Here is a 20,237-nt window from a genome sequence, read left to right as displayed (position 1 = left end):
CACCATGAAGACGCTACGTCTCCTGACAACTCTCGCGCTGGCCGGCTTGGCTATGGGCGCGTACTGGTCCTCGCACGACGGACGCTGGTCCGTTCATGCCGAGGCGACCCCGGCTCCGGCCCAGGCGGATCGGACTCCGCTCTACTATCGCGATCCCAGCGGCGCGCCGCTCTGGTCCGCTGCTCCGAAGCAGGACGACCGCGGCCGGGATTATCTGCCGGTCTATGAGGACGGTCAGGCGGCTGCGACGGCACCAAAGCCACCGCAGGCGACTTCCTCGCGAAAAATCCTCTACTACCGCAATCCCATGGGCCTGCCCGACACCTCGCCGGTGCCGAAGAAGGATCCGATGGGGATGAACTACGTCCCCGTCTACGAAGGCGACGAGGTCGACGACGGCACGGTGAAGCTGTCGCCGGGCAAAATCCAGCGCACCGGCGTCAAGTCCGAGCCCGCCCGGCGGCGCGCGATCCGCGTCGCGGTGAAGGCACCCGGCACGATCCAGCTCGACGAGCGCCGCGTCTCTGTCATCGCGATGCGCGCCGAAAGCTTCGTGCAGAAAGTCGCCGACGTCACCACCGGCACGCGCGTGACGGCGGGCCAGCCGCTGATGGAGATCTACAGTTCGGCGGTCGCGTCCGCCGCCGCGGAATATCTCGCGACGATCACCTCGAAGACGGTGGGCGGCGTCGAGATGTACGGCCGCGGCTCGCGGCAACGGCTGGTCAATCTCGACGTGCCCGAGCAGGTCATCGCCGAGATGGAGCGGACGCGCGTTGCGCCTGTCACCGTGCATTGGTCGGCGCCACGCGACGGCATCGTGCTCGAGCGCAACGCGATCGAAGGCATGCGCGCCAATCCCGGCGACGTGCTGTTCCGGATTGCGGACACCTCGCTGGTCTGGGCATTGGTCGACGTCGCCGAGCGCGATCTCGGCCATATCGCGGTGGGGCAGTCGGTGGCGGTGCGCGCGCGGAGCTTTCCCGGCCGTATCTTCAGCGGCAAGATCGCCGTGGTCTATCCGCAAGTGAACCGCGACACCAGGACGGTTCGCGTCCGGATCGAGCTCGCCAATCCCGATGCGGCGCTGCTACCGGACATGTATGTCGATGCCGAGATCGACACGGCCGATAGCGCGCCCGTCCTGGCGATCCAGGATAGTTCGGTGCTCGACACCGGCACGCGCCAGGCCGTCCTCGTCGACAAGGGGGAAGGGCGCTTCGAGCCGCGTGAGGTGAAGCTCGGCCGGCGCGGCGGCGGCTACATCGAGGTGCGGGACGGGCTTGCCGACGGCGAGGCGGTGGTCACATCCGCCACCTTCCTGATCGATGCGGAAAGCAATCTGAAGGCCGCGCTCAAGGGTTTTGCGGAGGGAGCGCCTCAGGCGTCCGATGCGGGCCATGCGGCGGGAGAGCACAAATGATCGCCCGCATCATCGCCTGGTCGGCGCGCAATTTGCTGCTGGTGCTGTTTGGCACCGGCTTTGCGGCTGCCGCCGGCCTCTATGCGCTGATCCACCTGCCGCTGGATGCAATCCCGGATCTCTCCGACACGCAGGTCATCGTCTACACCGAATATCCCGGTCAGGCGCCGCAGGTGATCGAGGACCAGGTCACCTATCCCCTGACGACGGCGATGCTGACCGTGCCGAAATCGAAAGTGGTGCGCGGCTTCTCCTTCTTCGGCGCGTCGTTCGTCTACGTGATCTTCGAGGACGGCACCGACATCTATTGGGCGCGCTCGCGCGTGCTGGAATTCCTCAACGGCGCGGCCTCGCGGCTTCCCGCCGGCGTCAGCCCGACCATCGGGCCCGACGCCACCGGCGTCGGCTGGGTCTACCAGTACGCGGTCCTGTCGAAGGAATTGAACTTGGCGGACACCCGCACGATCCAGGACTGGAATCTGAAATTCGCGCTGGCCAAGGCCGAAGGGGTCGCCGAGGTCGCCAGCATCGGCGGCTTCGTCAAGCAGTACAATGTCGTGCTCGATCCGCAGCGGATGCGCGACCGCGGCATCAGCATGCAGAAGATCCGGGACGCCATCCGCGCCAGCAACGCCGACGTCGGCGGGCGCACCGTCGAGCTCGCCGAGTTCGAATACGTCATCCGCGGCAAGGGCTATATCAAGAGCATCAACGATCTCGGCAACATCGTGCTGAAGACCGCCGGCGGAACGCCGGTGCTGCTCCGCGACGTCGCCAATGTCGAGCTTGGACCGGACGAGCGCAGGGGCATCACCGAGTTGAACGGCGAGGGCGAGGTCGCGAGCGGCATCGTGCTGCAGCGTTTCGGCGTCAACGCGCTCGACGTCATCGAGAACGTCAAGAAGCGCTTCAGGGAAATCGCGAGCAGCCTGCCGAAATCGGTCGAGGTCGTGCCGGTCTACGATCGCTCCAACCTGATCTATGCGGCCATCGACACGCTCAAGCATACGCTGTTCGAGGAGAGCATCGTCGTCGCGCTGGTCTGCATCGTGTTCCTGCTGCACGTCCGCAGCGCGCTGGTCGCGATCCTGATGCTGCCGGTCGGCGTGCTGATGGCGTTCGGCGCCATGAAGCTGCTCGGCCTCGGCTCCAACATCATGAGCCTGGGCGGTATTGCGATTGCGATCGGCGCCATGGTCGATGCCGCGATCGTCATGATCGAGAATGCCCACAAGCACCTCGAGCGGGCAAGGCCCGATCAGTCCCGTGTTCAGGTCCTGATCGATGCCGCCGCGGAGGTCGGCCCCGCGCTGTTCTTCAGCCTGCTGATCATCACCGTGTCCTTCATGCCGATCTTCACGCTGGAATCGCAGGAGGGGCGGCTGTTCAGCCCGCTGGCGTTCACCAAGACCTTCTCGATGGCAGCCGCCGCCCTCTTGTCCGTCACGCTTGTACCCGCGCTGATGGTGATCTTCGTCCGCGGCCGGATCGTGCCGGAGAGCAAAAATGTCATCAATCGTTTCCTGATCTGGATCTACCGGCCCGTGATCAAGGGCGTGCTTCGCGCCAGGACGCTGGTGATCCTGGCCTCGCTCGCAGTCCTTGCCGTCACGATCTGGCCGGCGCGGCAGCTCGGCACCGAGTTCATGCCGGCGCTGAACGAGGGCACGTTGCTCTACATGCCGACGACGCTGCCCGGCATCTCCGTCACCAAGGCGGCCGAGCTGATGCAGATTCAGGATCGCATCATCAAGTCGTTCCCCGAAGTCGCCTCCGTCTACGGCAAGGCGGGACGGGCGGCGACCGCGACCGATCCGGCGCCGACCGAAATGTTCGAGACGGTGGTCAATCTGAAGCCGAAGGAGCAGTGGCGGCCCGGCGTCACCATCGACAGTCTGATTGCGGAGATGGACAAGGCGCTGCAGTTTCCCGGCGTCTCCAACGCCTGGACCATGCCGATCAAGGCGCGCATCGACATGCTCTCCACCGGCATCCGCACGCCTGTCGGCGTCAAGGTCATGGGCACCGACCTCATCGAGATCGACCGGCTGGCGCGGCAGGTCGAGCGGGTGATCAAGACCGTCCCGGGCACGTCGTCGGCTTACGCCGAGCGCGGTATCGGCGGCTACTATCTCGAGATCGTCCCGGATCGGGAGGCGCTCGCCCGCTACGGCATCCTGATCCAGGACGTTCAGGACACCATCGCGGCCGCGCTCGGCGGCCAGACAGTCACGACGACCGTGGAGGGACGGCAGCGCTTCACGGTGAACATGCGCTATCCCCGTGATCTGCGCGACAATCCCAAGGCGATCGCGAGTGATATCCTGGTGCCGATGCCCGCGGGCGGCGCCGTGCCGCTCGGCGAGGTGGCGAAGGTCGAGCCGGCGCGCGGGCCGACATCGATCCGGACCGAGAACGGCCAGCTGGCGACCTACATCTATGTCGACATCCGAGATCGCGACATCGGCAGCTACGTCGCGGACGCGCAACGCGCGGTGACGGAAAGTATCCAGTCTCCCGCCGGCACCTATGTCGTCTGGAGCGGCCAGTACGAATATCTGCAACGCGCCGCCGCCCGCCTGAAGATCGTCGTGCCCGTGACGCTCACGATCATCTTCCTGCTGCTCTACCTGAACTTCAGGGCCATGACCGAGACGCTGATCGTGATGCTATCGCTGCCGTTTGCGCTGGTCGGCGGCATCTGGATGATGTGGTGGTTCGGCTTCAACCTGTCCGTCGCGGTCGCCGTCGGCTTCATCGCGCTTGCCGGCGTCGCCGCCGAGACCGGCGTCGTGATGCTGATCTATCTCGATCACGCGCTGGCCGCGCGATGCCAAGGGCGGGGTCTTCACCCGGCGCGACCTCCACGATGCCATCATGGTCGGCGCGGTCGAGCGCGTCCGGCCCAAGATGATGACGGTGGTTGCCATCATGGCGGGCCTGCTGCCGATCATGTGGAGCACCGGTGCCGGCTCGGAGATCATGCAGCGCATCGCGCTGCCGATGATCGGCGGGATGATCTCCTCGACATTGCTGACGCTGGTCGTGATCCCGGCGATCTTCGGGCTGGTGAAGGGGCGGGGGCTGCCTGATGGCGAGCAATCGGCGCTCGCCGACCAGCCTGCCGTTGAAACGGAGAACGGCATGCGCGCTCCGCAAGCGGCCGAATAGGATCGCGGGACGTCGTCCGGCGCCCCCGGCTTGTCTCAGCCGGACCGTGTCTCCTGGCTCCGCAGCAGGCGGTGCGTCACCGTTCGTGCGATCGCCGCCGGCGCTTCCTCGGGGATCGCAAAGCAGGAGCTGGCGTTGATCTCGCACAGCACGTAGGTGTCGGCGCCCGCCGCATCGCGCGGCCCGTACAGGAAATCCGCATCCCAGATCACCGGCAGTGACGATTCATCGATGCCGAGCGTTTCCATCATCTGCGGCGTCCATTCGTCCTCCATCGACCTTCGCAGCGCTTGGAACGGCGGAGCATCAGGCCCGTGCATGATGCGCGGTCCCGGCTGCGCCGCCGGCGCATCAGGGCCTTCCGGCGGCGGCGGGATCAAGGCCTTGATCAATTGGTGCCCAAAGCCCGCGACCCTGGCGCCGCTCATGTAGCAGCGGATCATCCCGTCGGGCAGGCGAGGTTGAAACGCCTGGTCGATGATGCAGCCGCCCCATCCGAAATACGGTGCGCAGCGCGCCACCAGCTCGTCGAACCTGACGTCCTCGGGCCGGCTCTCGCGCTGGGCATGGAGTACACGAACCGTCTCGTTCGTGTGCGGAAGCGCTTCGACCTTCCAGACGCCCTGGCCGCCATTGCCGCGATTTTGCTTGAGCACGCGGGGACCGTCCGCCCGAAGGCGCGAGGGAAATTCGGCGCGGAACGCCGCGGCGGTGTCATAGCGATGCGTGTCGGTCCCCCAGCCCAGGTGACGCGTGCGGTAGAGCACCTCCTTGACGCCCATCTTCAGGATCACGTCGGGATGGGCGCTCACCCAGGGACCTCGCGCCGCGACGTCGCGCAACAGGGCATCGAGCTCGGCGCGCGTCTTGCCCTGGTGGACCGGATCGACCCAGACCAGCACGCCCTCGGCCGCCAGCAGCTGATCGCGGACTGCACCAGCAAAGCTCTCGTCGTAGATCACGGGACGCGCGTCGATGCCGACGGCGGCGAGCGCTTCGAAGACGCGGACGAAGCGGCTGTTTTGCGGCGTTGCATCCTGGCGAGCGGCGGCGTCTCCGCGCGAGAGGATGGCGAGTGTTTGGCGGGGGGATGGGTGTCGTTCGGTGTCCATGCGCAAGCTCCACGAATGGCGTGCTGCGCAGAGCTTGGACCGGGGTCTCACGGGGAGTCTGCTTCGTCCCCACGTGACGAACCCTAATGAGATCGTCCGGTCGTTTCAAGATGCCGATTGGCGCGGTTCCGTTCCGAGTGAACTCTTCGTGACGCGCCTCGGCCTTGCGCCGGTTGACAGCTGGGCCACCCGGGTTTCTATTCGTCGCGACGGGGATTTGCGATCTCCCCGCGAGGCGACATGCCCAAGAATCGCGTCCTGATCACCAAGGGCGCAGCATGTCATCGTTTCCCGATCTCATCAGACAAATCGTGATTTTTCATTCGTGCGCGGCGGCCGCGCCGAAGCGCTTTGGCATCATCTCGTCGCGCCGCGCCGAACGATTTCACCTGGGGCAGGAGACGCCAGGAGAATGTCATGCGGACGAAGGTCATCTTTCACACTATCCTCTTTCTGGCGATCGCCAGCGGGCTGCCGGGTGCACGCGCTCTGACACAAGAGGAGGTCGTCGCCAAAATCCAGGCGGCCGGCTACACGCAGGTCAGCGACATCAAATCGACAGCCGAGGGCACGACCGCAAAAGCCGTGAAGAACGGCAAGGACGTGCGGCTCGTCGTCGACAGCGCCGGCCAGATCAAGGAGCAGAAGTGAGACACTGACGGCTGAAATCCAAGCTTAGGGAGCAGTTCAATGCGAAAGACAATTTTGGCACTGATCGGCGTCGGTGCCTGCTTCATCGCGGGCGCTCATGCGCAGGATCCCGACTGGAAGAAGGTCGACGAGACGCTCGGCCGCAAGCCCGCCGTTGCGGACGATGTCCACCGCTACGGCTTTCCCCGCACCGATCTCACCGTGACCTTGGACGGGGTGACGATCAAGCCGGCGCTGGCGCTCGGGGGCTGGCTCGCGTTCAAGCCCGCGCATGGCGGTGCCATGGTCATGGGCGATCTCGTGCTCCTCGAGACCGAGATCAATCCCGTGATGGCGAAGATGATCGCGAGCGGTCTGGAGATCACCGCCGTGCACAATCATCTGCTGCGCGCGAGCCCGGCGACGTTTTACATGCACGTCGCCGGACACGGCGATCCCGTCAAGCTGGCCTCGGCGATCCACGATGCGCTGGCCGAAAGCAAGACTCCCTTGACGGTCGCGGCGCCGGCGGGCCCGCCGCCGGCCATCGACCTCGACACCGCCAAGCTCGATCAGGTCATCGGCGTCAAGGGGCAGGCCAACGGCGGCGTCTATCAGTTCAACGTCAAGCGGCGCGACCCGATCACGGAGGACGGCATGCTGCTCACCCCCGTCGGTGCGATGGGCGTTGCGATCGCCATCAACTTCCAGCCGACCGGAGCAGGCAAGGCCGCCATCACCGGCGATTTCGTCCTGACCAGCGACGAGGTGAACCCGGTCATCGTGGCGCTGCGGACGCACGGCATCGAAGTGACGGCGCTGCACAGCCACATGCTGGACGAGCAGCCGCGGCTGTTCTTCATGCATTTCTGGGCCAATGACGACGCCGTCAAGCTGGCGAATGGCCTGCGTGCCGCGCTCGACAAGACGGCCAGCACGAAGAGCTAATGGCGAGGCCGAGCCGGTGATGATGTCTCGCCGCTTACGGCTGCGGCGGGAAGCGGTCGAACGTCGGCAGTTCGTGTGCGTGCTCCATCCAGCGCAGGCGCTCGGCGACCTGGATCTGCATCGTCGCCGGCACGGCCTCTGGATCGTCATAGGTCGCGCTCTGGATATCGATGATCCCGGGCATCAGGCTGGCATTGTCGTAGAACAGGCCGGTGCCGCAATTGGCGCAAAAGTGCCGCCGGACATGTTCAGAGGAGCGGTACACCTTCGGCTCGCCCTTGGTAACCTTGAGCGCGCTCTCCGCATACATCGTCCAGCCGACCACCGGAGCGCCGGCGTGGAGCCTGCAGTCGCGGCAATGGCACAGCGCATGCACGATCGCGTCGCCCTCGGCCTCGTAACGGATTGCGCCGCAGTGACAGCCGCCGGTGATGGTGCTCATGCGTTCCTCCGATGAAAGGCGGGTTTCGTGGATCGATAACTCGCGAGACGCGCGGCTTCAACGGCGCAAACGATTTGAAGTTGCGTCCTACTGTCGCCTGACAGCTGCTGCCATGCCAAGCCTTCGGTGCCGCGGCTTCGTTTCGGCGCCGCGACTTCACCGCGGGATCTTCAGCCTCGGTTGTCCACACCCACGACCCGCAGTGTCGAACTGCGCGCTCGACCTACTAGCAATCGATAATTTGCCAGCGCCGTCGGGCGCGGCTTTGATGACGGCATGGGCACCAAATCACGCGAGGTCATCTGGAGCGGCCGAATTCTGGGTGCGGAAATTTCGGCCAAGCACGCGCGCGAAGAGGCCAGGAAGGCCGTTCGCGAGGCCGACCGCGCTGAAGCCGAGGCCTGGTCGGTACGCATGGAAGGTTACGGCGGCCCGTCGCAGCCCTCGCCGACGATCGGCCAATGCCTCAACGGCGGCATGGGCTGGCTCGAAGTCGAGTGCAACAGGTGCAAGGCGCGTGCGAGCCTGCCGCTCGACGCAATCCGCCGTCCCCGCGATACGCCGATCTGGAAGCTGGAAGCCTCGCTCAAGTGCCGGTCATGCCGAAAGGGACGTTCCGCGCCGCCCGTCCACATGATCAAGCTGACCGCAACGCAAAGCATCACGCCCTACAAATGGGTGCATCCGACCGAGGAGAGATAGTCAGACGCTGCGACGACAACAGCCCGCGCGCCTTGTCGACCTCTGGCCCTGGCGCCGGATGTCTATCCTCGCTTTGGCGTCGGCACTTCGGGCTAAACCGGTCATCGTCACGGTCAAATGTGCCTCGGCAGAACCAAACGCGAGTTCAGGCTGGATCGATAGAAAAGATATCGTCGACTTCGAGACGCATGGTGTCGCGGCATTCGCATGCCGCCGCTGCGAGCCGCGATGGGTCGATCTCGATTTCGCCTCGCCGTTCAGATCTGATCGCTCCGGAAGCACGCAGATTGCGCATCAGGAGCGTCACCGTCGTCCGTCGCACACCCAGTATTTGCGAAAGCGTCTCCTGCGTGAGCGGGAGGACGTCGTGGTCGACGCGGTCGTGAAGATGGAGCAGCCAGCGTGCCATGCGGGCTTGGACCGGGTGCAGCGCATTGCAGGCTCCGCCGATTTGTAGCTGTATCAGCATCGCCTTGAAGTGAAGCTGGACAGCGTGGCGGATCGCGGGGCTACGGCTAAAAGCCGCGTGGAATCGCGATACGGGGATCCGCGAGGCGGTGCCGCCGGCACGAACGATGGCGGTAAGGGCCGCAGGGGACGGCCCCAGCACGGAAAGGGTGCCTACTGCTCCTTCGCGCCCTATCGCAGCACTGGCGACCGTCTCCCCGTTCGCCATGTCGATCATCACCGAAATGGCCCCACTATGAGGGAAGAGGACGTGCTCGGTCTGGTCACCCGCCCGCGAGATGACCGCGTCCCGATCGAGCGCGACCATCTCCAGCTCGGGTGCTAGCAGACCGAGGTCTGCCACCGGCAGGGCTGCGAGAAGTCGGTTACCAATTCCGCTGGGATGCGTCACGGTAGCGCACCGCGAACCGCATTTCGAGCGGCATAGGACGGCAAACTCGAACTTTGTTTGAACCCGCGTACGCTTCGCGCTCCGAAATCGAATTCGGCCGCGGAAGCTCTCAATTTCAAAAATAAAACTCCGAACACAGGCGATCCTGAGGCGACGTTTTGTCTTACGCCATCATTCAGGACTTAGATTCAAGCGCTATGTGGCACAATTGCAAAATGCGTATGGGTAACACCATAGGGGTTCCAATTTCCGGAGTGCGGCAAACGCTGCGGTGAGAGAGTTGCGCGAACCATGCCCTTCACCGCGATCGGAGCGATCTACGCGATGATGAGCACAAGCTACTGAAGGAGCCGTTCAGCAACTCCGCCAGCACACTCCGCCGGCTTCGTTTGGTCCGAAAGTAGCCCGTGACCGAAATCGCGGTAGGCATCATCGACCGTCGGCAGGTTGCGGTATGCCGGACCTGTCTTAGGCGCGGCTAGATCGACGCGATTTCGCGGAGCTGGCTGCATCAAACCCGATCGTCGCGGACTGCTGAACCTCGAGCGAACTCAACTGGAGGGTATTGCTTGCGAGTGCTATGGTGTCATGCGAGGCCGAATTGATCGCATGTGCTGTCAGGAGCTATCCTGCGAAGCGGGTAGAAAACGAGAAAGTTTCAACTAGGCAGAGTGAAGCGGAAGGGCAGGCGGCTCGAGGCTTGCGAGCTACCGTTGCCGGTACGTCGCGTGATGTCCGTTCTTGCGCAAACGTAGCGCATCCCAACGCAGCTAGCGCGGGGCTCCTTTTGCAATGCTTGCGCTAAAGGAAGGAACTTCCTGCCCCTTGCGATATCCCTGTTATGCACAGTCACTCCCCGACATACCTTCGTCTGTGTTGACAATCCCAAAAAAAGTTTGAGCGAGAGTCACAAACCGAACCGACTTCCCGCTTCTCGCAGCACAAAGTCGTGCCGGGTCGGGGCTAGATCAAGGCTCATCCAAAATCTGATCGAACACGGAGCGTGAGCTCTCGTGACGCAAGCACGCGTTGCGAGGAATGCTTTCGCTTGAGAAAGGAAATGTTGCGTGACTGAAAGCCAAACGAAACTGCCGCCGAACGGAACGAACGTTTTCGCGATGCCATGGTTGGACTTCTCGAAGGTCGTGTTGCCTGGCGTAGGGCGCGAGCTTGCCGAGCAGGGCCTCGCCCGCGCACGGGAAGGCTGCGAGAAGATCAAGGCCGCATCGGAAGAGATGACGCAGACGCTGCGTGAGACCTATTCGAGCAATGCGAGATGCACGACCGACTACGGGCTCAAGGTGTTCGAAATCTCAAACGCCAATGCCGCTTCTGCGCTCGATTTCTTCGTCCATCTGTTCGGCAGCAAGTCCGCGACCGATGCCTATACATTGTCGGCGTCGCACGCGCGCAAGGCTTTCGACACCGCCTCTGACCAGAACAGGGAATTGTGGGCGCTTGCCCAGAAGCTCGCGACGGAAACGGGTGAGCCGATCAGGAAGCATTTCACCAGGGTCCTCCACCCAGGCGGCTAAAAGCGCGTTCAATTTCACATTCGGATTCGTTTGAAGAGGAGATCCGGCTGGTTGGAACACGCCCAACTGAGCGAGCACGCCCCACTGCCCCATGCTCGACCAACAAGGTGCGCGATGCCTCTCAGGCCTCGCACCGACGAGAGGCGCATTCCAACCGGCCGGTGCTTTTCTGCAAACTACAACAAAGACAAATCGCAAGGGAGGGCAACATGGGAATGGTCATGGTCAAATGTCCACAAACCGGACACGCGATTCCCACCGGCATCAAGACTGATCGCGAGAGCTTTGGACGCCGCGCGGTGTTTTTCTCCCGCACCCGGTGTCCGATCTGCCGCACCGATCACGCATGGTTCGCGCGGGAAGCCTGGGTCGACGAGCCGGCCACCCGCGCCGCGAACTGGCGTCTGGCACCGGAATATGGATGAAATGGTCGCCGGCGCCCCTCATTGAAAGGCACCGCGTCAAAGACGACATGACGCACGAGTTGGTGCTGGCGGACCACAGCTCAGGGTCTTGATCTTTCCAGCAGCGTTAAATGCGAAGACCGCGTCGAGGAAAACGCGACCGAAGCCGCCGGTACGCGCAGACTGGCGCGGCTTCCTCCAAATGGTGAACTCTTCGTGACGCGTTTACCGCCGCCGTGACGCGGTCGTTGTCGCAGACCGCCCGGCGATGGGTGCCGCGGCTTTGGCGCGCGACTTGGCATAATCGGCCGACATCGCCAGCGCCGGGTCGCGGTCCCGGAGCTCCTCGGCCACGATTGTTTGAAGCCAGCGCACGGCGGGTTCGTTGTCCATCCGCCGGTGCCAGTGCTGCTTCAACTCGATGAGAGGTATCGAGACCGGCGGGGGCAGCAGCTTCAGCCCGGCGTTCGCGTACCAGGCCCCGAGCGAGAACGGCACGGTGGAGATCATGTCGCTCGTCGCAATCAATTGCGGCACGCTCATGAAATGCGGCAGGTGCAGCACGACGCGGCGTTGCAGCTTGAGCTCGCGAACGCGCCTTTCGAAGATCTCCTGACTGCGCCCCTGCTGGTTTACGACGATATGGTCCGCAGCGAGAAACTGTTCGAGCGAGAGGGTGTCACCGATCGTTGGATGGTCCTTTCGGACGATGCTGGTGAAGGGATGATCGAACAGGTCCTCTGTCACGATGTTCGGACCGACGAGGTCCGGAAAATAGCCTATCGCCAGATCGATCTCGCCGCTTTCGAGCGCGTCTTCCAGATCCTCGTGCGACGTCGGCAGGCACCGCAAGCTCGCTCCGGGAGCCATGCTGCGAATGCGTTGGAGGATCGGCGGGATGAAAATCAGGACGCCAATATCCGAGGTTGTGACCGTGAACACGCGGTCGCTCTCTTCCGGCACGAAACGCGGCTTGCGGAGTATCTGCTGATCCACGGTGGACAGCACTGTCCGCACGGCTTCGGCGATTGATTCCGCGAAGGGCGTTGGCCGCATGCCGCGCCCGGTCGAGAGAAACAGGGGATCGCCAAAGAAATCCCGCAGCTTTCGCAGGCCGGTGCTAGCCATCGGCTGGCTCATTCCGAGCTCACGGGAGAGCGCCGACAGGTTCTGGGTGCGGAAGAGCCCGTCGAGCAGCAGAAGAAGGTTCAGGTCGAGCCGTCTGATATCCATCACATTGATAGCTTGTATTGAACAATACCGGATTTTCAATGACGGCTTTATGCGCGATGGTCCCCAGCACAACGCCCGCAGGGGCGACTTTGGGAGTGAAATCAAAGCCGTAGGTCGCCGGCCGCGCAGGCCGGGCCGGTCCTCTTCCTCAGTCCGCCTCTCACCTTTCCCCACATCCGCTCACCCCGTCGGTGCGTCGGACCACGACCGCGCGTGGCGCGAGGAATCGTCCGTAGATGCAGCCTAAACTTGCTGGAAGCTCTCAATACATCCTGATCCTGTCATGCCGCGATGTGCCCGGGATTGTGGCCGACGTTTCGCGCTGTCTGTTCGAGAACGGCGGCAACATCATCGAGGCGGCGCAGGTCGACGAGATCATGAGCGAACGCTTCTTCATGAGGGTCGGTGTCACACTGTCGGACGAGGGCGCGCAGAAGGCGCGAGCAGGCCTTGAGATCATCGCCCGAAGGTTCGGCATGGAGTGGAAGCTCCGATCCCAGGCCGAACGCAAGCGCGTGCTCCTGTTCGTCTCCAAATTCGATCACTGCCTGGGCGATCTCCTCTATCGCCACAGGCTCGGCGAGCTCCAGATGGACATCGTCGGGATCGTTTCCAACCATCCGCGTTCGGCCTTAGCCGTCAGCCTCGTCGGCGACATCCCTTTCCATCACCTTCCGGTTACGAAGGAAACGAAGATGGAGCAGGAAGCGCAGATCAAGGCGCTTGTCGCGATGACGAATGCCGATCTCGTCGTTCTCGCGCGTTACATGCAGATCCTCTCGGATGATCTCTCGCGCCATCTCCATGGCCGTTGCATCAACATCCACCATAGCTTCCTGCCGGGGTTCAAGGGCGCAAAACCCTATCACCAGGCGCACGCGCGCGGCGTGAAGCTCATCGGAGCGACCGCGCACTTCGCGACGAGCGATCTGGACGAAGGTCCGATCATCGAACAGGACGTCGAACGCGTCAGCCACCGCGATACGCCGGACGATCTGGTCCGGAAGGGGCGCGACATCGAACGGCGCGTCCTCTCGCGCGCGGTCCACCTCTTCCTCGAGGACCGCGTCATCATCAACGGCGATCGAACGATCGTCTTCTCCAATTGAGAAACGGAGCACGACAATGTTGACCCCCAAGGGCATGCGCAAGACACCCGAAGGCTATTTCACCTCGCGTTGGGGCCTTCCCGAATACACCGACTGGATCGACGAGAGCATGTCGTGGAAGGAGACCTGCGCGATCGGCGACTGGTCGTTCCTCTGGGAGCGGCGCTTCAAGGGACCCGACGCCCTGAAGCTTTTCTCGGATACTTCCGTCAACAGCTTCCAGAAGTTCGACATCCGTCAGTCCAAGCACGTCGTCCATACGACAAAGCAGGGAAAAGTCATCGCCGAGGGCATCCTCACGCGGTTGTCCGAAGACGAGTTCATGTTGTTCGGGCGCGGCACATTCTGGGTCGACTACATCCGCCGGCACGGCGACTACAAGGTGACGTCCGCAGCCGATGACTGGTTCAATTTCCAGGTCCAGGGGCCGACGTCGCTCGCGCTTCTTGAAAAGGTCGCGAAGCAGTCGCTGCGAGACGTCAAGTTCATGCATTCGGGCGAGATCGAGATTGCCGGCTGCAAGATGCTCGCGCTGCGACAGGGCATGTCTGGCGAGGTCGGCTTCGAGCTTCAGGGGCCGATGGGGCAGGCGGCGGCCGTCTACGACGCCATCGTCGCTGCCGGCCAGGAGTTCGGCCTGCGCCGGATCGGCGGCCGCGCGATTTTCATCAACCATCTCGAGGCCTGCTTCCCGACGATCGTCACCGACTACATGCCCGCGATCTTCGACGCGGACATGAAGGAGTATCAGGATGAGTTCCGCGCAGCGATGCCGGGGTTTGCCTCGACCTTCAACATCGCAGGCAGCTTCCAGTCGGACGACGTCCGTGACTGGTACCGGAGCCCGGTCGAGCTGGGCTGGGCCAAGAACATCAAGTTCGATCATGAGTTCATCGGACGCGCGGCGCTCGAGGACGAAGTTGCCCATCCAAAGCGCGTGATCCGCACGCTCGTCTGGAACGGAGACGACGTGGCCGACGTTCACGCCTCCCTCTTTCAGAAGGAGCAGGAGCCGTACCAGTACATGGAGATGCCTCGCGATCAGCGCGGCTTCATGTACGCCGACCGCGTGCTGAGTGGCGGACAGGACGTCGGCGTGACGACGTCGCGGGGATATAGCTACTTCTTCCGCGAAATGTTGTCGCTCTGCACCATCGACGTCGATCATTCCGAGATTGGCAATGAGGTCGTCGTGGTCTGGGGCGAGCCCGGACGTCGGCAAAAGCTGATCCGCGCGAAGGTGGCGCCGGCGCCCTACAAGAAGGACAACCGTCGCGCTGATCTCTCCAAGGTCTGACCTGCCCATGTCAGCCCGCATCATCGATGGAAGGGCGCTCGCTGCCGAGGTTCGGAACGAAGTGGCCAAAGGCGTCGCCGCCCTGGTTGCCGGCGGCGCGGCGGTCCCGGAGTTGGCCGTCGTGCTGATCGGCGACGACCCCGCCAGTCACGTCTATGTCTCGAACAAGGTACGGCAGACCGAAGCTGTTGGCATGCGATCACGCCGGTTCGTGCTCGCTGCGGACACGACGGAGCGGTTGTTGCTCGACTTGATCGAGCAGTTGAACCGCGATCCCGCGGTGAGCGGGATATTGGTTCAGTTTCCGTTGCCCCCTCAGATCGATGCCGCGCGCGTCGTGACGGCTATCCGGCCCGACAAGGATGTCGATGGATTCAATCCGTTGAACGTGGGGCGGACGGCCGCAGGAATGGAAGGCGCCTTGGTTCCGTGCACGCCTCTGGGCATCCTGCGTTTGATCAAATCGGTGCACGACGACATCGCCGGCTTCGGAGCACTGGTCGTGGGAGCATCGAACGTCGTGGGCCGGCCGATGGCGCGGCTGCTGTTGCAAGAGATGTGCACGGTCTCCATTGCGCACGTTCGGACCACCGATCTGGAACGACGCTGCAGGGAAGCCGACATCCTCGTTGTCGCAACCGGCGTCCCAGGCCTGATCCGCGGTCATTTCATCAAGCCGGGCGCAACGGTCATCGACGTCGGCATCACTCGCATCAAGTCCGGTTCAGGAGCCGAGAGGCTTGTCGGAGATGTCGCTTTCGACGAGGCGATTGAGGTCGCCGGCGCGATCACGCCTGTCCCGGGTGGCGTCGGGCCGATGACCATCGCGTATCTGCTCGCCAACACGTTGGGCGCGGCCCGAATGGAAGCCGCCCGGTCGAAGGCGAAAGAGGCGGACGTGACGACGGCTGTCTGACCGGAGCGCCGGACGGACGTGCCTGGCGAGAATTGGGCGGCCGAGTTCCGGCCGCCCGAGCAGAGATATTCGAAAGCGTTTACAAAAAGGGGGAGAACGAACGTGACGACACAGGTCCTGGACACACCGCAGCAGCGGGTTATCGACATCGGCTCACTCGCAGAGGAGGGGACGTGGAACGCTTCGCGAAAGCAGGTGCTGCTCCTCTGCGCTCTCGCTATCGTCCTCGACGGTCTGGACAATCAAATTCTCGGCTTCGCCATACCATCGATGATCAAGGAGTGGAGCGTCACGCGCGGCGATTTCGCTCCAGCCCTCGCGTTGGGCTTCGTGGGCATGACGATCGGCACGCCGATCGGGGGCGTCGTCGGCGACTGGCTCGGACGCAAGGTTGCCCTCATCGCATCCGTCTTCCTGTTTGGTGCGGCGACCTTTGCGATTGCGGTCGCTCATGGTGTCGGCGAGGTCGGCTTGTATCGTTTCCTGGCGGGCCTTGGGCTTGGCGGTGCCCTTCCGGCGGCGACCGCGTTGATCGCAGAATTCACGCCTAGGCGAAATCGCAGTCTTTCCGTGATGTTGGGCATTGTCTGCATCCCCATCGGAGGCATGATTGGTGGCCTGATCGCCGCTCAACTGCAGCCCGAATATGGTTGGCGCATGCTCTTCGTGGTCAGCGGCGTGTTGCCGGTGATCGTCGCCGCGATCCTGATGTTCGCACTGCCGGAATCGCCGCAATATCTATTGGCGCGTGGCGCTGACATGGAAAGGGTTGCGAAATCCGTTCGGATCCTGGACGAGACCGCTGCCGCTTCCAAAGCTTTCATCGACCGGCGCGACGTCGGTGTTGAACGTGCTTCGCTCACCGCACTGTTCATTGCCGGATTTCGTCGTACGACGACGGCGCTCTGGATCGCGTTCTTCTTCTGTTTGTTGCCGGTCTACGTCCTCTACGCGTGGGCTCCCACTCTCTTGACCAGCAAGGGTCTTGACGTGCAGACGGCGAGCTTCGGTCTGGCACTGTTCAACTTCGGGGGCGTCGGTGGTTGCATCGTCACCGGTTGGGCGATCGGCAGGTATGGAACGCGCGTTGCGATCCTGACTGTTGCCGGCGCAGCAACCATCGGCGCAGTGATCCTGGCATCGATACCGCTATCGACCGAAACCCAGCCGCTGCTCATGGCTCTCTTGTGCATCGAAGGCTTCTGTCTGCTCGGCGCGCAAGGCTCCCTCTATGCGCTGGCGGCCCACATCTATCCGACCAACGTCCGGTCGACCGGTGTCGGTGCGGCAGCCGGCTTCGGCCGAGCGGGGGCGATTGTCAGCGCGTATATCGGCACATTCGCACTCAACTACGGTGCGACCGTGTTCTTCGCCGTCATCGCCTTCTGCGTCGCGATTACGTTCATCGCGGTGGCGGTCATCGATATGCATCAGGCCGCGACGAGAGCCGAAACTGCGAGTTCCGGCATCTGAGGAGATGCATCCGCTACTGTGCATGGGGTTGTTTTCGCGCTTTTGTTTTGCGAACGCCTAAACAGCCCCGCTCAGCGCCGGCCACGCGGGGCCTCGCCTTGGCCGGCGCTGACCAAGTAATCGAATAGAATAGGATTTGCCGCGATCCCGAGCCCGGAATTGGCCCGTGGCTGACGGTACCCCCAGAGCAACGAAGACGTCCGCTTCCGACAGGTGACCCGACCAAGCTCATGCTGGCCGGCGAGGGCAGCCTTTGACCAAAAGCCGTCCTTCGCTACGGAAGGGGGCCTTGAAGTATCTGGATAACATCCATATACCATCCAATGGGATGGTTAGAGTGGATGTTAGCGATGGCTGATAACGTGCGCGAGCTGCGACCCAAGGCCCCCGACACCGAAAAGATCACGATCAACCTTGGCTATGTCGACCTCGGTCATGTCGATCTCATGGTGCAGGAAGGGTTCTATTCGAATCGGACCGATTTCATCCGGACAGCAATCCGGAACCAGCTCGAGCGCCACGTAGAGGTCGTCAGACAATCCACGGCCCGGAAGAATCTGGACCTCGGGCTGCGCAACTACACTCGCGAGGATCTCGAAGCGGCGCGGCGCGCCGGCGAAATGCTGCAGATCAACGTTTTGGGCTTAGCCACCATCGCCCAGGACGTCACTCCCGAGTTGGCTCGCGCCACAATCGCGTCGATCTCGGTGCTGGGGGCCCTTCACGCCACTCCCGCGGTCAAGGCCGCTCTCGCCGACAGAACGAGGTGAACGATGCTGGATCAAGACATAGTCCGCGAAGCCACCCGCCTCACGCGTGCCGGCCAACTGGTCGAGGCCACCGCGCTCCTGCAACGCATGCTCCAGGGCGGTGGCGCTCCAAGACCGGAGTCTCGCAGCGCCGCTCAAGCTCGGCTCCCGCGGCTCGATCCGCTTACCATCGACGCCACGGCCAACTTCGTCGAGGAGCGGGAGGCTCCGCAGATCTCGCCGGCCCGCTTTGATCGAGGACGCGGACGCTCCTCACCGCTCAACGGCATGCGGGATTTTTCCGGACTCGCCCTGCGAAGTCCGATCACGCGCGCTCCTCTGTCCCCATCGGACATCATGCCCGACGGCACACGGTTTATCGCCGGTACTTTCAGTAACGCCGCGGGAAGCCGGACCTACAAGCTGTTCATCCCAAGCCGCTATCAGGGACAACGGCTTCCCCTGATCGTCATGCTTCATGGCTGCACCCAGTCGCCGGACGATTTCGCGGCCGGCACCCGGATGAACTTCCGGGCGGAAGAGCAGAACTGCTTCGTGGTCTATCCTGAGCAGCCGAGCGGAGCCAACCAGTCGAAGTGCTGGAACTGGTTTCGCACCGGTGACCAGCGCCGCGGCGGGGGCGAGCCTTCGATGATCGCCGGCATTACCCGCCAGATCATGCGCGACCATGCGATCGATCCGACGCGCGTATACGTCGCGGGTCTCTCTGCCGGTGGGGCCGCCGCCGCCATCATGGGCGCAACCTATAGCGACCTGTACGCGGCCGTCGGCATTCATTCAGGCCTGGCGTGTGGGGCCGCGAGCGATCTTCCCTCCGCGTTCGTCGCGATGCGGCAGGGGGGCGGCTCCAAGGCAATTGCGGCTGGCAAAACTTGTGTGCCGCCGACCATCGTTTTCCATGGTGATCGCGACACGACGGTGCATCCAAAGAATGGCGATCAGATTATCGAGCAATCCGCCAGGGCAACGAGGCCGACGACGAAGGTATTTCGCGGACGCGTACCGCACGGCCATGCCTATACTCGCACGGTCCTAACCGACGGTTCCGGTTGGGCGATCTCCGAACACTGGACTATCGATGGCGCCGGACATGCGTGGTCAGGCGGCAGTCCCGCCGGGTCCTACACTGATCCACATGGGCCGGATGCGACGAGGGAAATGCTGCGCTTCTTCCTCGAGCATTCGCTCGGTGGGTAATCTGGTTGCAAGGGCGCTGTCAATGGCCGCAGCCAATGCTGCCCTCCGAAGGTTCGATACGAGGCGTTCTCGCGATCAAGGCATGAATGCTTGCGTAGTCGCCGCAAAGCACAACGAGCGGAAAGCTAATTGTTCTCAGGCCGACGCCCATTGAGCATAGGTCTGGAAGATCGCCAGCTGGACGTTTGTTCGTTGGAGTTGCTACCTGAAATCATCGTCCACATCGCAGAACCTGCGTGATCTCAGTTCATGCGGGACTGTAACAATTCGCGGGTTTGGAACGCCACATCACAAAGCCTGTTGTCCGTTCAGAAATGACTGTGTGGTCGCCCCCCATATTCTTTGGAGCGTCAGATGAGCAAACGCAAACCGCCGCCAGCGTCAAAGCGCGCCCCCAATCCGAAAACGGCCGCGCGGGCCCAACGGAACAAGCAGGCCATTGTTAAAAGCTCGAAAGAGAATGGACCTCGCTCAGTTGCGGCAGCCTCGATTGAACCACCTCCTAGGCTTCGTGACGATCCTAGACCCGGGGTTCCTGTCATTGAGTCTCGGGTGGATGCCCTGCCAGATGACCTCAGTCGGAGAATGATTCATAGCGATCCAATGAAAGGCTTTGCCTTAGCCACGGCAAACATGCAGGCGTACCAAGCAAAGCTTCTCGAGATAGCTCAGGCCAACGTGCAATTTGCTTTCGATTTCGGCCTGAGACTTGCGACGATCAGGTCACCAACTGAATTTTTCGCCGTCATGATGGAGTTTACAACCAGACGGGTCGATATGTTCGGGCAGCATTCGAAAGAATTGGCGGCATATCCGTTCTGGCGCATCGAGCCGCCCCGAGAGCTCACGATTCTGCCGAGACGATAACTGCAAGCCGTACCTGCTGCGGTAAAGGATGGACGCAGTGTGGACCACGCACGCGGCGATCACGGGCTTTCGGCCGGGGATAGCGCGGTGCACAACGAGGGAGCGGAATCCGCAGCCCTTAGAGGGCTCGATGCCGCCAATCCGAGGGA

General features: G+C 63.0%; 17 protein-coding genes and 1 pseudogene. 14 read left to right on the top strand and 4 right to left on the bottom strand.

The window, feature by feature from the left end; translation table 11 throughout:
• The first annotated feature begins 4 nt into the window (after window positions 1–4).
• Window positions 5–1,423: an efflux RND transporter periplasmic adaptor subunit gene (locus RAD04_RS01410; RefSeq protein ID WP_461622327.1), complete on the top strand. Its 1,419-nt coding sequence runs from the start codon at window positions 5–7 to the stop codon at window positions 1,421–1,423.
• Window positions 1,420–4,594 (top strand): annotated as a pseudogene (locus tag RAD04_RS01405) (efflux RND transporter permease subunit). Before RAD04_RS01410 ends, RAD04_RS01405 begins: the two are co-directional and overlap by 4 nt.
• Window positions 4,595–4,629: 35 nt before the next feature.
• On the opposite strand, the gene RAD04_RS01400 reads toward RAD04_RS01405, so the two are convergent.
• On the bottom strand, window positions 4,630–5,706 hold the full coding sequence (locus tag RAD04_RS01400; protein ID WP_461622326.1) for a Cj0069 family protein: 1,077 nt from the start codon (window positions 5,704–5,706) through the stop codon (window positions 4,630–4,632).
• A 417-nt stretch (window positions 5,707–6,123) separates the two neighbouring features.
• On the opposite strand from RAD04_RS01400, the gene RAD04_RS01395 reads away from it, so the two are divergent.
• Window positions 6,124–6,357 (top strand): PepSY domain-containing protein, encoded by a 234-nt coding sequence (locus RAD04_RS01395; RefSeq protein ID WP_461622325.1) that lies wholly within the window; start codon window positions 6,124–6,126, stop codon window positions 6,355–6,357.
• Between the two features lie 39 nt (window positions 6,358–6,396).
• Window positions 6,397–7,284 (top strand): DUF1259 domain-containing protein, encoded by an 888-nt coding sequence (locus tag RAD04_RS01390; protein ID WP_461622324.1) that lies wholly within the window; start codon window positions 6,397–6,399, stop codon window positions 7,282–7,284.
• Window positions 7,285–7,318: 34 nt separating this feature from the next.
• Here the strand turns inward: RAD04_RS01390 and RAD04_RS01385 are convergent, their stop codons facing one another.
• Window positions 7,319–7,726: a GFA family protein gene (locus RAD04_RS01385; RefSeq protein WP_461622323.1), complete on the bottom strand. Its 408-nt coding sequence runs from the start codon at window positions 7,724–7,726 to the stop codon at window positions 7,319–7,321.
• Between the two features lie 276 nt (window positions 7,727–8,002).
• Here RAD04_RS01385 and RAD04_RS01380 point away from each other — a divergent pair, with 276 nt between their 5' ends.
• Window positions 8,003–8,428 (top strand): hypothetical protein, encoded by a 426-nt coding sequence (locus RAD04_RS01380; protein ID WP_461622322.1) that lies wholly within the window; start codon window positions 8,003–8,005, stop codon window positions 8,426–8,428.
• Between the two features lie 145 nt (window positions 8,429–8,573).
• On the opposite strand, the gene RAD04_RS01375 is transcribed toward RAD04_RS01380, so the two are convergent.
• On the bottom strand, window positions 8,574–9,287 hold the full coding sequence (locus RAD04_RS01375; RefSeq protein WP_461622321.1) for a Crp/Fnr family transcriptional regulator: 714 nt from the start codon (window positions 9,285–9,287) through the stop codon (window positions 8,574–8,576).
• Between the two features lie 1,067 nt (window positions 9,288–10,354).
• Here RAD04_RS01375 and RAD04_RS01370 point away from each other — a divergent pair.
• Both RAD04_RS01370 and RAD04_RS01365 read left to right on the top strand, forming a co-directional pair.
• Window positions 10,355–10,822: a phasin family protein gene (locus RAD04_RS01370; RefSeq protein ID WP_461622320.1), complete on the top strand. Its 468-nt coding sequence runs from the start codon at window positions 10,355–10,357 to the stop codon at window positions 10,820–10,822.
• A 209-nt stretch (window positions 10,823–11,031) separates the two neighbouring features.
• The gene (locus RAD04_RS01365) at window positions 11,032–11,247 is read left to right on the top strand and encodes a hypothetical protein (RefSeq protein WP_461622319.1); all 216 of its coding nucleotides are present in this window, start codon (window positions 11,032–11,034) and stop codon (window positions 11,245–11,247) included.
• A 204-nt stretch (window positions 11,248–11,451) separates the two neighbouring features.
• Here RAD04_RS01365 and RAD04_RS01360 read toward each other — a convergent pair whose 3' ends face one another.
• A complete protein-coding gene (locus RAD04_RS01360; RefSeq protein WP_461622318.1) occupies window positions 11,452–12,498 on the bottom strand; it encodes a LysR family transcriptional regulator in 1,047 nt (348 codons plus the stop codon).
• 197 nt (window positions 12,499–12,695) lie between these two features.
• On the opposite strand from RAD04_RS01360, the gene purU reads away from it, so the two are divergent.
• From purU to RAD04_RS01325, 7 genes are all read left to right on the top strand, one after another.
• Window positions 12,696–13,568 carry a formyltetrahydrofolate deformylase gene (gene purU / locus RAD04_RS01355; protein ID WP_461622317.1) on the top strand — a complete coding sequence of 291 codons (873 nt, stop codon included), beginning with the start codon at window positions 12,696–12,698 and terminating at the stop codon, window positions 13,566–13,568.
• 16 nt (window positions 13,569–13,584) lie between these two features.
• Window positions 13,585–14,865: an aminomethyltransferase family protein gene (locus tag RAD04_RS01350; RefSeq protein ID WP_461622316.1), complete on the top strand. Its 1,281-nt coding sequence runs from the start codon at window positions 13,585–13,587 to the stop codon at window positions 14,863–14,865.
• Between the two features lie 7 nt (window positions 14,866–14,872).
• A complete protein-coding gene (locus RAD04_RS01345; protein ID WP_461622315.1) occupies window positions 14,873–15,781 on the top strand; it encodes a bifunctional 5,10-methylenetetrahydrofolate dehydrogenase/5,10-methenyltetrahydrofolate cyclohydrolase in 909 nt (302 codons plus the stop codon).
• A 102-nt stretch (window positions 15,782–15,883) separates the two neighbouring features.
• Complete coding sequence (locus RAD04_RS01340) at window positions 15,884–17,254, top strand: MFS transporter (RefSeq protein WP_461622314.1); 1,371 nt, start codon at window positions 15,884–15,886, stop codon at window positions 17,252–17,254.
• Window positions 17,255–17,604: 350 nt separating this feature from the next.
• Complete coding sequence (locus RAD04_RS01335) at window positions 17,605–18,024, top strand: CopG family transcriptional regulator (protein ID WP_091953913.1); 420 nt, start codon at window positions 17,605–17,607, stop codon at window positions 18,022–18,024.
• Window positions 18,025–18,027: 3 nt separating this feature from the next.
• A complete protein-coding gene (locus RAD04_RS01330; RefSeq protein WP_461622313.1) occupies window positions 18,028–19,221 on the top strand; it encodes an extracellular catalytic domain type 1 short-chain-length polyhydroxyalkanoate depolymerase in 1,194 nt (397 codons plus the stop codon).
• A gap of 354 nt (window positions 19,222–19,575) precedes the next feature.
• Window positions 19,576–20,088, top strand: coding sequence for a phasin family protein (locus RAD04_RS01325; RefSeq protein ID WP_461622312.1), 513 nt, complete (start codon window positions 19,576–19,578; stop codon window positions 20,086–20,088).
• Window positions 20,089–20,237 lie beyond the last annotated feature (149 nt).

Source organism: Bradyrhizobium sp. 25ACV (genome assembly GCF_054863005.1).
Note: the sequence above shows the minus strand (reverse complement) of the source record. Positions and strands in the feature narration are given on the sequence as shown.